Source organism: Caballeronia catudaia (genome assembly GCF_001544755.2).
In the GTDB taxonomy this organism is placed as follows: Bacteria; Pseudomonadota; Gammaproteobacteria; order Burkholderiales; family Burkholderiaceae; genus Caballeronia; species Caballeronia catudaia.
On record NZ_FCOF02000055.1, the window covers coordinates 24,075 to 37,265 of the forward strand.

General features: G+C 65.0%; 14 protein-coding genes and 2 pseudogenes. 8 read left to right on the top strand and 8 right to left on the bottom strand.

Annotated features, from left to right (window positions below):
- Positions 1-42: 42 nt before the first annotated feature.
- The 3 genes from AWB75_RS32145 (at position 43) to AWB75_RS32155 (ending at position 3,312) form a co-directional block, all read left to right on the top strand.
- The gene (locus AWB75_RS32145) at positions 43-942 is read left to right on the top strand and encodes a DMT family transporter (RefSeq protein WP_061128051.1); all 900 of its coding nucleotides are present in this window, start codon (positions 43-45) and stop codon (positions 940-942) included.
- A 497-nt stretch (positions 943-1,439) separates the two neighbouring features.
- Positions 1,440-2,204, top strand: a complete 765-nt coding sequence (locus AWB75_RS32150; RefSeq protein WP_061128053.1) for a hypothetical protein — start codon at positions 1,440-1,442, stop codon at positions 2,202-2,204.
- Between the two features lie 40 nt (positions 2,205-2,244).
- A complete protein-coding gene (locus AWB75_RS32155) occupies positions 2,245-3,312 on the top strand; it encodes a GGDEF domain-containing protein (protein ID WP_061128052.1) in 1,068 nt (355 codons plus the stop codon).
- An 8-nt stretch (positions 3,313-3,320) separates the two neighbouring features.
- Here the strand turns inward: AWB75_RS32155 and AWB75_RS32160 are convergent, their stop codons facing one another.
- The gene (locus AWB75_RS32160; protein ID WP_061128035.1) at positions 3,321-4,232 is read right to left on the bottom strand and encodes a recombination-associated protein RdgC; all 912 of its coding nucleotides are present in this window, start codon (positions 4,230-4,232) and stop codon (positions 3,321-3,323) included.
- A 139-nt stretch (positions 4,233-4,371) separates the two neighbouring features.
- Positions 4,372-4,548, bottom strand: a complete 177-nt coding sequence (locus AWB75_RS37835; protein ID WP_159462830.1) for a hypothetical protein — start codon at positions 4,546-4,548, stop codon at positions 4,372-4,374.
- Here AWB75_RS37835 and AWB75_RS32170 point away from each other — a divergent pair.
- A complete protein-coding gene (locus tag AWB75_RS32170) occupies positions 4,547-4,834 on the top strand; it encodes a helix-turn-helix domain-containing protein (protein ID WP_061128036.1) in 288 nt (95 codons plus the stop codon). The genes AWB75_RS37835 and AWB75_RS32170 overlap by 2 nt on opposite strands.
- Positions 4,835-4,847: 13 nt before the next feature.
- Here the strand turns inward: AWB75_RS32170 and AWB75_RS32175 are convergent, their stop codons facing one another.
- Entirely contained in the window at positions 4,848-5,780 is a 933-nt protein-coding gene (locus AWB75_RS32175; RefSeq protein ID WP_061128037.1) for a DMT family transporter, read from the bottom strand.
- Positions 5,781-5,892: 112 nt separating this feature from the next.
- Between AWB75_RS32175 and AWB75_RS32180 the strand changes: the two genes are divergently transcribed.
- Positions 5,893-6,369: an Lrp/AsnC family transcriptional regulator gene (locus AWB75_RS32180; protein ID WP_061128054.1), complete on the top strand. Its 477-nt coding sequence runs from the start codon at positions 5,893-5,895 to the stop codon at positions 6,367-6,369.
- 62 nt (positions 6,370-6,431) lie between these two features.
- Positions 6,432-6,755 (top strand): hypothetical protein, encoded by a 324-nt coding sequence (locus AWB75_RS32185; protein WP_061128055.1) that lies wholly within the window; start codon positions 6,432-6,434, stop codon positions 6,753-6,755.
- A 101-nt stretch (positions 6,756-6,856) separates the two neighbouring features.
- Here AWB75_RS32185 and AWB75_RS38270 read toward each other — a convergent pair whose 3' ends face one another.
- Positions 6,857-7,012 (bottom strand): hypothetical protein, encoded by a 156-nt coding sequence (locus AWB75_RS38270; protein WP_200823064.1) that lies wholly within the window; start codon positions 7,010-7,012, stop codon positions 6,857-6,859.
- Between the two features lie 194 nt (positions 7,013-7,206).
- Here AWB75_RS38270 and AWB75_RS32190 point away from each other — a divergent pair, with 194 nt between their 5' ends.
- Together AWB75_RS32190 and AWB75_RS32195 are read left to right on the top strand one after the other, a co-directional pair.
- Positions 7,207-8,625, top strand: coding sequence for a selenium-binding family protein (locus AWB75_RS32190; RefSeq protein ID WP_061128038.1), 1,419 nt, complete (start codon positions 7,207-7,209; stop codon positions 8,623-8,625).
- A complete protein-coding gene (locus AWB75_RS32195) occupies positions 8,625-9,248 on the top strand; it encodes a hypothetical protein (RefSeq protein WP_061128039.1) in 624 nt (207 codons plus the stop codon). The genes AWB75_RS32190 and AWB75_RS32195 overlap by 1 nt, the downstream gene beginning before the upstream one ends.
- 70 nt (positions 9,249-9,318) lie before the next feature.
- Here AWB75_RS32195 and AWB75_RS32200 read toward each other — a convergent pair.
- The 4 genes and pseudogenes from AWB75_RS32200 to pcaF all read right to left on the bottom strand — a co-directional run.
- Positions 9,319-10,001 (bottom strand): annotated as a pseudogene (locus tag AWB75_RS32200) (efflux RND transporter permease subunit); the annotation flags it as partial.
- Between the two features lie 73 nt (positions 10,002-10,074).
- Positions 10,075-11,415, bottom strand: a complete 1,341-nt coding sequence (paaK, locus tag AWB75_RS32205; RefSeq protein WP_061128040.1) for a phenylacetate--CoA ligase PaaK — start codon at positions 11,413-11,415, stop codon at positions 10,075-10,077.
- A 51-nt stretch (positions 11,416-11,466) separates the two neighbouring features.
- Positions 11,467-11,640: pseudogene (locus AWB75_RS36770) on the bottom strand (3-hydroxyacyl-CoA dehydrogenase); the annotation flags it as partial.
- A gap of 129 nt (positions 11,641-11,769) precedes the next feature.
- Positions 11,770-12,972 (bottom strand): 3-oxoadipyl-CoA thiolase, encoded by a 1,203-nt coding sequence (gene pcaF / locus AWB75_RS32215; RefSeq protein ID WP_061128042.1) that lies wholly within the window; start codon positions 12,970-12,972, stop codon positions 11,770-11,772.
- Between the last annotated feature and the right edge of the window lie 219 nt (positions 12,973-13,191).

The following is a 13,191-nucleotide window of genomic DNA, read 5'->3' on the forward strand; positions in this document are numbered from 1 at the left end:
TGCGTGCGCTACAGTGAGGCGCCCTCGTCCATCGCTGCGCCGATGTCCAAGCCCGACTCCACCGCCGCGTCATCCACGCCTCTTTCGCACGGCGCGCGCATGGCGATGCTGACCGTCGTCGCGATGCTCGCCTTCGCCGGCAACTCGCTGTTGTGCCGTCTGGCGCTCAAGGGCACGCAGATCGACGCGGCGAGCTTCACGCTCGTGCGCATCGCGGCCGCGGCGCTCGTGCTGTGGGTCATTCTGCTCGTGCGCGGCGCAGGCCGCGACGAACCGCACGGCGCGCGGCGCGGCGGGAGCTGGGCTTCGGCGCTCGCGCTGATCGTCTATGCGGTCACGTTCTCCTTCGCCTACGTCCGGCTCGCCGCCGGCACCGGCGCGCTGCTGCTCTTCGGCGCGGTGCAGGCGACGATGATCGGCTACGGCATCGCGATCGGAGAACGGCCCGCGGCGATGCAGTGGCTCGGCCTGCTCCTGGCGCTCGCCGGGCTGGTGTGGCTCGTGCTGCCGGGGCTCGCCGCGCCCGATCCGGTGTCGTCGGCGCTGATGATCGCGGCGGGCGTCGGCTGGGGCGTCTATTCGCTGCGCGGACGCGGCCAGGCCGATCCGGTCGCCGCGACGGCGGGCAATTTCATGCGCGCGCTGCCTTTTGCGATAGCGGTGGCGGCAGTCGCGCACGCGCATGCACGCTTCGATGTCGCCGGCTTTGCTTACGCCGCCGCGTCGGGCGCGCTGACGTCCGGCCTCGGGTATGTCATCTGGTATGCCGCCTTGAAGGGGCTGAAGCCCGCCACTGCCGCGACCGTACAACTGAGCGTGCCCGTCATCACGGCGGCCGGCGGCGTGCTGCTGCTCGGCGAGGCGCTCAGCGCGCGGCTCGTCGCGAGCTCGATCGCGGTACTCGGCGGCATCGCGCTCGTCGTGTTGTCGAAACGCCACTGAGCGCATCGGCCGACATCGCGCCGAACGTCTCCGGCTCGCGCTCTTGCGTTCTGTGCGATCCGTATGTGCCCCATCTCACATACGCGGGACAAGTTCCTCTGAAGAATGATGCATGCACGGTTCATCAAATCGGGGCGGGAACGAATAATGCTGGTGTAGTGCGCCGCAATTGCGCATCGCGATGCGGGAAGCACGCGTTGCAAAGGCTATGGCGAGGCATCCGCGAAAGATTCGCGCGTTCGTTTCTGCATCACCTCGCCACCCCGGATTGTCGCGGCATGTGGTGCGAGTTACATTGTTTGGCAAAATTCGGCCGGGCAGCGCGAGCTGAACCGGCACCGGCTGTTAATCCGACAAGCCGCATCGCGTTTCAATGTTCATATGATGGGACGCGCTGTAGTCGCGCCATCGGTTGAAGCGGACCCGGCGCACCGCTGCGTGCGCGCGGTCCCGCGTCCGACGCGCCGTGTGACGAATACGTAATGGAGAGCGCTGTCATGCCTCACCAAGCAAAGCTGCCCGAAGAGAGCGTCGCGGACCGTGCGAGTCCCGCGAACGACCCTACTGTCCTCAACATGCCGGAGCCTGCAATCGATTACGATGACGACGCCGGCCCTTCGCGCTCGCCGCTGCGCTTCGGGCGCCTCGCGCTGTGGATGGCGTCCGCGACGGCGCTCGGCATCGGCGTGCTCGGCACCGTCGCGTACAGCATGTGGTTCAACCACGACCAGCGCGTCTACGCCGAAGCGATGGCGAGCGCGCGCAAAACGCTCGGCATCGACCAGCCGGTCATCGCCGCGCGCACGGAGTCGTCGGGCATGGTGGAAGCGCCCTTGACCACGACGGCGCCCGGCTACACGCGTCCTTACGTGGCGACCGGCGGTCCGGCACCCGTCGAGACCGCCATGCTCGCCGATAACCCGCCGACCGCCGACGCCGCCGACGAACCCACGCTCGCCGATGCCTCGGATGTCTCAAGCGCCGCCGCGCTCGCGACGGCTTCCGCGCAGGCGCACCTTCAGCAGGCCGACGACCCGTCATATGCCCCGCCGGTGCGGAGCGCCGCCGTGCAGCGCCGCGGCAATGCGTCGACGCAACAGAGCGCGTCGAATCGCGCCAATCCGTCCGCGCAGCCGCGCAGGCATGAGGCGCGCGCGAAGCCCGAAGGCGGGCTCTTCGCCCGCATGGGTGCGTTTTTCCATCGAGTGAGCTATCGACATAATGTTCCGAACCGTCAGCGCGAGGAGTATTCACGCCCCTGAAGGGACGCTGGCGAGCCGTGTGCGGCGCGCGCTCGGGCGCGTGCGCGTGCCCGGCCCCGCACCGCTCGCGGGCGCCGCGTTGCTGGGCCTGCTGATCGGCCTGCTCTTTCTGGCGTTCCAGGTCCGCGCGATCTTTTCCGCGCAATTGCAGCAGGAGTACGTCGGGCTCGTGCTCGAAGCGGTCGAACGCGCCGATACCGCGCGCGCGGCCGCGCTCTCCTTGCAGAATCTTCCCGCCGACGATACGCACCATCAGGCCGCGTATCGCGAGGCGCGCATCGAACTGGCCGGCCGGCTGGCCGCGCTGCATGCGCTGGTGGCGTCGAGCCCGATGTCCGCGCCGTCGGTGCCCTCGGCCGTGCTATCGCCCTCGGCCGCGCTGGGCGAAGCGAGCGCCGCGCTCGATTCCACCTACGGCTGGTGGCGCATCGAGCGCGATCGCACGAGCGCCGACGTGCGCGAGCGCATCCTGAGCGTGTCGCATACGCTGATCGCGCTGTCGGCGACCGTGTTCGGCGTGCTCATCACCGCGCTCGGCATGTATGCGAAACGCAACCGGCAGCTTCTCGGCATATCGAACGAGTTCGAGCAGGCGTCGCTGCACGATCCGATGACGGGCATGCCCAACCGCCGCAAGCTCTTCGCGGCGCTGGAGGAAGCGGCGAACGCGCTCACGGACGGCGCGCGCGGCTCGGCGCGCATCGCGGTGCTGTATATCGATCTGGACGGCTTCAAGCGCGTCAACGACACGCACGGTCACCGCATCGGCGACGAATTTCTGATCGCGGTATCGAGGCGTTTCCGTCAGACGGTGCGCGGCGGCGATATGGTGGCGCGAATCGGCGGCGATGAATTCGCGCTGCTCGTGCGCGAGTTTTCGAGCGATAGCGAGCTAGCAGCGATCGCGCAACGGATCATCACGTGCGTCGCCGAAACGGATGCGCAGATGGGGCTGTCGATCGTGCGCGCGAGCATCGGCATCGCGAGCTTTCCGGATCGCTGCCACGATTACTGGCGTCTCGTCGCCGCCGCCGACGAGACGATGTACACCGTCAAGCGCAACGGCAAGAACAATTACGCGTTCGCTTCCACGCCGGCTTCGGCATAAGGCGCTACTTACGCCGCCGCACGCAGATCCTCTTCGCCGCCCAGTGCGTCGGTCAGATGCGAGAACATGCGCGCGAGCTCGCCCGTCATCAGGATGAAATCGGATTCGAAGCGCTCGTCGTCGTTCGCGGCGGTGGGGTCGGCTGCGTCCTTGATGACGTCGAGCGGGCTTACGCGCTTGAGCGTGAGCGACGGCGTCAACACGTACGACACGCGGTCGTTCCAGGTCATCGCGAGACGCATGCACTGCTTGCCCGCTTCGATGTGGCGGCGCATGTCTTCCGTTTCGAGCGCGTGGCCGACGTAACGGACCGTCGCATTGCCCTCGCCCGTCGAGCGCAGTTCGGTGTCGCGATCGAGCGTGAAGCCCGCGGGCGCGTCGCCTGAAAGCAGCCATTCGGTCATCGCGGAGACGGGCGAGCGCGCGGTGCGCACGCTCGCGAGCGGCAAATCGGTGACCGACTTCACGAGCAGGCCGATGATGTCGTCGCACAGCGTCGCCGATGCGGAATCGATCGCGAGCCAGCCGTTCACCGGATCGATCCACACGCGCGTGTCGCGACGGATGCTGAAGGCGCGCGGCATGAGCTCATCGGTGATTTGCTCCTTGAGCTCTTTCATCTGCTTTCGGCCGGGTTTGAAGCCCTGCTGCTCTTCGAGCTCGGCGGCACGCTCCTTCACGAACTGCGTGACGACCGATGAAGGCAAGAGCTTTTTCTCCGCACGATAGACGATCAGCATCTGCCGGTTCGCCGTGTAGACGAGCTCGCCGTCGCCGCGCGGCGAGACCCAGCCGCGCCGTTCGTTCTCGATGCTCGACGCCGCGCTGAACGCGAGCGGCGCGAGCCATTGCTCCATTTGATGCGGCGTGACGGACCAGTGAGCGGGAAGACGATGAGGCTGGAGATTCTTGAACCACATGGCGGGGATTTCGATGGTGTCGGCAAGGGGCGATAGTTTATACGAGGTCGGCTTGGCGAGGAGTCGATCCACAAGGTCGATGAGGGTCGTGATACTGTTCGCTATACGGCAATGCCGTATAATCATTCGATGTACACGATCATCGAAACTGCGGTTTTTCAACGCGCCCGGCAAAGGAAAGCGTGGCGGCGCGCGGGTCATCTACTACAACGTTCTCGACGACGGCGAAATAGGGCTCTTGATCGCGTACTCGAAAGCCAAGTTCGATAACCTGCCAACGGCTTTCCTCCACCAGCTTCGTGAGGCAATTCAACATGGAAAAGGAACTCGAGAAGTTTCAGGCCGATCTCCTCGAATCGGTGCGCGACATGAAAAAGGGGCGCGCGGCGCGCACGACTCACGTCGAGCCGACAGTCGCCGCACTGGCGCGCGCCAAGGTCGGCGTCTCTCAGTCGGAGTTCGCCGCGTTGCTCGGCGTTTCGATCCGCACGTTCCAGGACTGGGAGCAAGGCCGCCGCAATCCAACGGGCGCCGCTCAGACGCTGTTGCGCGTGGCCGTCGCGCATCCCGAGGCGCTGCGCGATCTGCCGCGCGCGGCGTGACGAGCCCGCAGGCTCAGCGGCCTGCCCGCCTCGGCACGATCCGCCACTTCAGATTCACCCCCGCCGCCGCGAGCAGAATGAGCACCGCGCCGGCCACTTGCGGCCACGCGAGCCGCTGCCCGAATGCGAGCCAGTCGGCCACGATCGCCGCCACCGGATAGATGAACGACAGCGCGCCCGTCGTCGCCGTCGGCAGCTTCTGGATCGCACCGTACAGCAGCACGTACATGAGCCCCGTATTCACGACGCCCAGCACGACGAGATCCGACCATTGCGCGAACGATGCGGGTGTCTCTCCGAACCGCGCGAACGGCGCGAGCATCACGATGCCGAAGAGCACATGCAGCATCGCGATCAGATGCGGCGGCGTGCCCTGCAAGCGCTTCGTGACGATCGAAGAGATCGCGTACAGCAAGGCCGCGCCGAGCGCATACGCGATGCCTTCGAGATACTGCCCCGGCATCGCGAGCACGGCCGGTTCGACGCGCACCACCATCACGAGCCCGATGAAGGCGATGCCGAGCCATGCGAGCGTCGATGACGACACGCGCTCGCGCAGCACGATCGCGCCCAGCGCGACGAGCATGAACGGCTGCGTGTTGTAGACGGTCGTCGCCATCGAGATCGACGCGCGCGAGTACGCGGCGAACAGCAGCAGCCAGTTGCCGACGATCGCCACGCTGCCGAGCGCGACGAGCCCGATCATGCGCCACGAGAAATAGCGCTTCTTCAGAAAGCCCAGCGCCGCACACACGGCGACGAGCGTCGCTGCGCCGAACACGCAGCGAAAGAACACCACGTTCCACGGTGTTTGCCCGGACGACACGACGAGCCAGCCGATCGTGCCCGACATCAGCATCGCGAGCGACATTTCGATCGCGCCGCGGCGCAGCTCATTCGCGTTCGAGGCGCCGCTCATCCGCGCGTCGATTCTCTCGGTCGTCATTTTTTCTCCGCCATGCAAGTTTCGATGCAATCCAGTCTATCGATGCGCCGCGCCCGAAACCATGCCTAAAATGAGGCGCATACATCTTTCGACCTTTGAATCGAAGGCCATCATGGGAAAGCACCCGAACGCCCCGCACTACACGGACATCGACGCGATCGATCGCGAGCTCATCGGCATTCTTGCGAGCGACGGGCGCATCGCGATCAGCGAGCTCGCGAAGCGCATCGGCCTGTCGGCGCCGAGCACCGCCGAGCGCGTGCGGCGGCTCGAAACGCAAGGCGTGATCCGCGGCTTCACCGTCGATATCGATCCGCGCGCGCTCGGATACACGCTGCAGGCCATCGTGCGCGTGCAGCCGCTGCCCGGTCAGTTGCATCTCGTCGAGGAAGCGATCCGGCGCATTCCCGAGTTCGTCGAATGCGACAAGGTCACGGGCGACGACTGCTTCGTATGCCGCCTCTGGCTGCGCTCGATCGGGCATCTCGACGACATTCTTTCGCGCGTCACCGAGCGCGCCGCGACGAGCACGGCCATCGTGAAAGCAACGCCGATCGAAAGACGTCTGCCGCCGCTCGGCCAGACATGACGCGTTTTTACACGCAGACGAACGGCGTTACACTGACGGTGCTATGCGCGCAAGGAGCGAACATGAGTGACTTCGACGCCAACCGCACCTTCCGCGGCCTTCCGCTGACACCCGAGCAGGATGCCGAAGTGAGGCATTTCATCAAGAAGAAGAATCAGCGCGGCGAGCCGTGGGACACGCCCGAACTGGAGGCGATGCTCCACGACATGCTGGAGCCGCCCGCCGACGAGGACGCCCCCGCCGACGACGACACCGAGGAGGAGGCGCGCTCCGCGTCGGAGCGCGCGTCGGCGTTCATCGACGAAGGCATGGACCCGATCGAGAACAGCGAGGAATGGCACGCCGCGATGGAAGCCGAGGCGATGAAGGGGCCACGACGCGGATAGCGGGCGAGTTCGCGTAAGCAGCGGCACAACACGCCGCGCGAAAAAGAATGCGCCGGTCGATGCCGGCGCCGCATGCGTTTAATTCACGTCGGACTGCACGCTCAGTGCCTGTGCCGCCAGTCGCGCGGCGGATGGCTATCCAGCCAGCGCGCCTTCGGAATATGGATATGCGGGTGTCGGTGATGCATCACTAGAACCACCGCGACGCATAGCACCAGGACGATTCCGGCCATCAGGCTGATCATCGGCTCGGCCATTGCAACCTCCACTGTAGGTCAAGGGGCGATGCCTCTATTTTAGGCCCAGTTTTCCCTCCGGAAAAAGCGCGGCTCGCGCGAAAGCTATCCACGAAACAGGCGAAAGCATGCCGCGCCCTTGTGTCCTATAGTGCATTGCACGTGTGCTTCGTATGTGTGCCTTGCAATCACGTGAATCAACTGGGAGACGCAGCATGGCGACGTGGAAACCCGATCCGAGCTTCTATCCTTCCCCGCGGCTCGCCGCAAAGGCGCCGCGCGAAACACTGGCCTACGTCGCGACGTTCGATCCCGAGCGCAAGTCGCCGGACAGGATCGCCGTCGTGGATGTCGATCCCGCATCGGCGGACTATACGAAGATCGTCGGCGAAATCGCGATGCCCGATACCGGCGACGAGCTCCATCACTTCGGCTGGAACGCGTGCTCGTCGTGCCTGTGCCCCAACGCGCCGCATCCGCACATGGAGCGGCGCTATCTCATCGTGCCGGGGCTGCGCTCGTCGCGCATTCATATCCTCGACACGAAGCCCGATCCGAAGCAGCCCGTCATCGTGAAGACGATCGAGCCGGAAGAGCTCGCGGAAAAAACCGGCTATACGCGCCCGCATACCGTGCATTGCGGGCCGGGCGGCATCTATGTCACCGCGCTCGGCAACGCCGAAGGCAAAGCGCCCGGCGGGGTGCTGATGCTCGATCAGCAGAGCTTTGATCCGCTCGGCCGCTGGGAAGTGGATCGCGGACCGCAACAGCTCGCGTACGACGGCTGGTGGCATCTGGGCTACGACACGATGGTCACGAGCGAATGGGGCACGCCCGACACTTTCGAGGACGGTCTCGTGCCCGAACTGCTGCTCGGCGCGAAGTACGGGCGCAAGCTGCATTTCTGGGACTTCACGAAGCGCAAGCACATTCAGGAGATCGACTTCGGCGACGAGTATCAGCTCGTGTTCGAACTGCGCCCCGCGCATGATCCGACCAAGGCGTACGGCTTCGTCAACTGCGTGATCAGCCTGAAGGATCTGTCGTCCTCGATCTGGACCTGGTATCGCGACAAGGACAAATGGGCGGTGAAGAAGATCATCGACATTCCCGCCGAGCCCGCCGATGCGTCCTTGCTTCCACCGCTTTTGCAAGGCTTCGGAGCGGTGCCGCCGCTCGTCTCGGACATCGATCTGTCGATGGACGACCGCTTCCTCTACGTGTCGTGCTGGGGCACGGGCGACATGCTTCAATACGACGTCTCCGATCCCTTCGCGCCAAAGCTGACGGGCAAGGTGCGCATCGGCGGTGTGGTCGCGAAGGCCACGCATCCGGGCGCCGCGAATGGTAAAAGCAGCGGCAAAGGCAACGGCGCGCTGAACGGCGGGCCGCAGATGGTCGAAGTGAGCCGCGACGGCCGCCGCGTCTACTTCACGAACTCGCTCTACGGCGCGGTCGATGCACAGTTTTATCCGGAAGGCATCGAAGGCTGGATGGTCAAGCTCGACGCCGATCCCAACGGCGGCCTCGCCGTCGATGACAAGTTTTTCATCGACTGGCCGAAGGGACAGCGGCCGCATCAGATCCGGCTGCAAGGCGGCGATTGCTCGTCGGATTCGTATTGCTATCCCTGATGGAGCCGGCCTCGCCCGCGCTGCTTCTCACCGCCGCGGGCCTCGGCGCGTTCCACGGTCTCAATCCCGCGATGGGATGGCTATTCGCCGTCGCGCTCGGCCTTTACGCGCAAAGCCGTCGCGTCGCGCTCGTCTCGCTCGTGCCGATCGCGCTCGGTCACGCGGTATCGGTCGCGCTCGTGCTGGCGGGCGCGCTCACCCTCGGCGCCGTCGCCGGCCACGACACGCTGGCGCGCGCGTGCGGCGTGCTGCTGATCGGCTGGGGCGTGTGGCGCGCGTGGCGCGGGCATCGCGGGCGTCCGACCGTCGGCATGCGCACCGGGCTGGCCGGGCTCGCGTTGTGGTCCTTCGTGATGTCGAGCGCGCACGGCGCCGGGCTCATGCTCGTGCCGACGCTTTTGCCGTTGTGCACGGGCAACGTGGCGGCGGGCGCTTTCGAGGCCAGCGCGCTCGCGCTGACGGTGCACACGGGCGCGATGCTCGCGGTGATCGCCGTCATCTCCATGTTCGCGATGTCCGTGCACGAGCGCGGCGGCCTCGGCTTTCTGCGCAGCGGCTGGATCAACGTCGACTGGATCTGGAGCGCGGCGCTGATCGCATGCGGCGTCTTTCTCTTCGTGTAACGCCGGCATCTGGGGCGCGGCATTTTGCATGCATCATGCGCGATGGAATTTTGCATGCATCGCGCAAGATTCAATCTCGCCGCGACACTTCCTCTGTGCTCGGCAACGCCGCCGTGCTCCATCCGCCGCCCAACGCCTTCACGAGCGCGACGCTTGCCGCCATGCGCCGGCGTTCGATGTGCACCGCCGTGCGCTGGTCCGACAGTACGATGGCCTGCGTCACCACCACGCTCAAGTATGTGATCGCGCCGTTCTCATAGCGATTGCTCACCTTGCCGAGCGCGCGTTGCGCAGCATTGACCGCCTGGCGCTGGGCTTCGCTTTCGCGGCGCAGCACCTCGAGCGCGTTCAGGTTGTCCTCGACCTGCCCGAAAGCCGTCAGCACCGTTTACCGGTAATCCGCGACGCTCTCGTCGTACGCAGCGCGAGCGGCGTTGCGGGCCGCCGCGCGGCCGCCGAAATCGAGCGCCGTGAACGCGAGCTGCGGCCCGAGCGACCAGAAACGGCTGGGCGCTTCGAGAATCGCCTGCTCCAGTTCCTTGCCCTGCTCGAGGTTCTGGCTGATGTTCTCGATCGCAACAGCGCATCGTCCACGAGAATGCCGAGCGCGAGCGCGAGCCCGCCGAGCGTCATGATGTTGATCGTCTGCCCGATCGCCGAAAGCGCGACGATCGACGTGAGCATCGACAGCGGTATCGAGATCGCGATGATGAGCGTCGCGCGCCAGCTTCCGAGAAAGAGCAGGACCGGAAGTGGAACACGCGCTCCATTTGGTGGGAATGATGTTGCGCTCCGCGGAACGCGGAGCGCTTGACTTCGAGGTCGTTTAAACGGTCGCGGGACGAAGATCGACGACGCGCTTTGCCTTGCCCGTCGCGGTCGTCGGCAGGTCGCCGGAATCGACCACGCGCACTTGCGTCGATACACCGACGATCGTCTTCACGCGTTGCTGAAGCTCGCGCGAGAGTCCGGCGCGATCGCCATCGCTCAACGTTGCGCAGATTTCGGCGCGCGCTTCGACGGAAACCGACAGCGAATCCATATGTCCCTCGCGCGACACGCACAACTGATACTGGCCGCTCAAACGCGGAATCGCGAGAATCAGTTCCTCGATCTGGCTCGGGAATACGTTGACGCCGCGAATGATGAGCATGTCGTCCGAGCGGCCCGTGATCTTCGCGAGACGGCGCATCGAGCGCGCGCTCGGCGGCAGGAGCGATGTCAGATCGCGCGTGCGATAGCGGATCATCGGCATCGCTTCTTTCGTGAGCGACGTGAAGACGAGCTCGCCCGTGCTGCCTTCGGGAAGCACTTCGCCTGTTATCGGATCGATGATCTCGGGATAGAAATGATCTTCCCAGATCGTCGGACCGTCCTTCGTTTCGATACATTCACACGCGACGCCCGGCCCCATGATCTCCGAGAGCCCATAGATGTCGAGCGCCTGAATGCCCGCGCGGGTTTCGATTTCGCTGCGCAAGCCCTGGCTCCACGGCTCGGCGCCGAAGATGCCGATCTTAAGCGACGTGTTCGCCGGGTCCATGCCCTGACGCGTCATCTCGTCGATCAGATTCAGCATGTACGAAGGCGTGACGAGAATGATCTTCGGCTCGAAGTCGCGGATGAGTTGCACCTGCTTTTCCGTCTGGCCGCCCGACATCGGCACGACCATGCAGCCGAGACGTTCCGCGCCGTAATGAATGCCGAGGCCGCCCGTGAAAAGGCCATAACCGAATGCGTTATGCAGCGTGTCGCCTTTGCGGCCTCCCGCGGCGCGGATCGAGCGTGCGGTCACATTCGCCCACGTGTCGATGTCCTTCGCCGTATAGCCGACGACCGTCGGCTTGCCTGTCGTGCCGCTCGATGCATGCACGCGCACGACCTGATCGCGCGGCACCGCGAAGAGCCCGAAGGGATAGTTGTCGCGCAGATCCGTCTTCGACGTGGTCGGAAAGCGCGCGAGGTCGGAGAGCTCGCGCAGGTCGTCGGGATGCACGCCTGCCGCATCGAATGCGCGGCGATAGTGCGGCACGTTTTCATAAGCGTGACGCAGCGACCATTTGAGGCGATCGAGTTGCAATGCCTGAAGCTCGTCGCGGCTCGCGCGTTCGATCGGCTCCAGTTCAGTCTGCTGTGCAATGGATTGGACCACGGTTGTCTCCTGCATGAATGCCTGAAAAATGATGACGCGAAAGCTTCAATGAAAACTTTGCCCCCCCATCGCGAGATCGAGATCGGCGCTCGTGCAAACGCCCTGATGCACCGCGTCCGCCGCCTCGTTGACGAGCATCGCGACCGTGCGCATCACGGCCATGCCGGCGACGTCCTTCATCGGCACCACGGCATAGCCTGCTTTCGACAAGGCGCCGACCGCGGCCGAGTATGCGTCGTCAATCGCCGTGATCGAAATGGATGACGTGTTGGTCGCGAGAACGCACTTGGACGTCACGATGCTTTCGAGCGCACCGCTCACGCCGACGATGTCCGATGCTTGAATGGCTTGGACCATGTTTCGTGGTCCTCAGATGCGCTCGATCGCGATTGCAATGCCCTGCCCCACGCCGATGCACATCGTGCACAACGCATAGCGGCCATTGCGGCGCTCGAGCTCGTACATTGCGGTCGTGACGAGACGCGCACCCGATGCGCCGAGCGGATGGCCGAGCGCAATGGCGCCGCCGTTCGGATTCACGCGCGGATCGTCTTCGGCGAGCCCCAACTGACGCAGCACCGCGATGCCTTGCGATGCGAAGGCTTCGTTGAGTTCGATCACGTCGAACTGGTCGAGCGTGAGACCCGTGCGTGCCAGAAGCTTCGTCGTCGCGGGCGCAGGGCCAATGCCCATGATGCGCGGCGCGACGCCCGCCGTTGCCATGCCGATGATGCGCGCACGCGGCGTGAGTCCATTGCGCTTCGCCGCCTCTTCGTTCGCGATGATGAGCGCGCATGCGCCATCGTTCACGCCCGATGCGTTGCCGGCCGTCACGCTGCCATCGGGACGCACCACACCCTTCAGCTTCGCGAGCGTTTCGAGCGAGGTTTCGCGCGGATGCTCGTCACGATCGATGGCGATCGTTTCGCCCTTCTTCTGCGGCACATTCACGGCGACGATCTCTTGCGCAAACGTGCCGTCGGCCTGTGCGCGTGCCGCCCGTTGCTGGCTACGCAGCGCGAAACGATCCTGCGCATCGCGCGAGATGCCGAAGTCGATTGCCACGTTCTCTGCCGTCTCGGGCATCGAATCGACGCCATACTGCTTCTTCATCAGCGGATTGATGAAACGCCAGCCGATGGTCGTATCGAAGATATCGGCCGAGCGCGAGAAGGCGCTCGACGCCTTGCCCATCACGAACGGCGCGCGCGTCATGCTTTCGACGCCGCCCGCGATAAAGAGCGCACCATCGCCGGACTTGATCGCGCGCGCAGCGCTGCCGACCGCGTCCATGCCCGAGCCGCAGAGACGGTTGATCGTCGAACCGGGAACGTCGATAGGCAAGCCCGCCAGCAGGCCCGACATGCGCGCGACGTTGCGGTTGTCTTCGCCCGCCTGATTCGCGCAGCCGTAGAGCACGTCATCGATCTGAGCCCAATCCACCGATGCGTTGCGCTTCATGAGCGCGGTGATGGGCACAGCGCCGAGATCGTCCGCGCGGACATCCTTGAAAACACCGCCGTAGCGGCCGATGGGCGTTCGAATCGCGTCGCAGATGAAGGCTTCAGTCATGAAAGTCTCGATGTGATGGATGATCGACCGCGAGGAAGCCGTGCAATGCTTGCATTGCCAGCGGCTTCCCGCTTGAACTGTTTGGGATGCTTCGGGTTCGCGCGCATCGTTGCGATACGCGCGCTATGGGATGCGGCGGCTTTAGCGCTCGTCGAAACTCACGACGACGCGCTCGCTCAGCGGATGACACTGGCACGTCAGCACAAAACCGTCATCGAT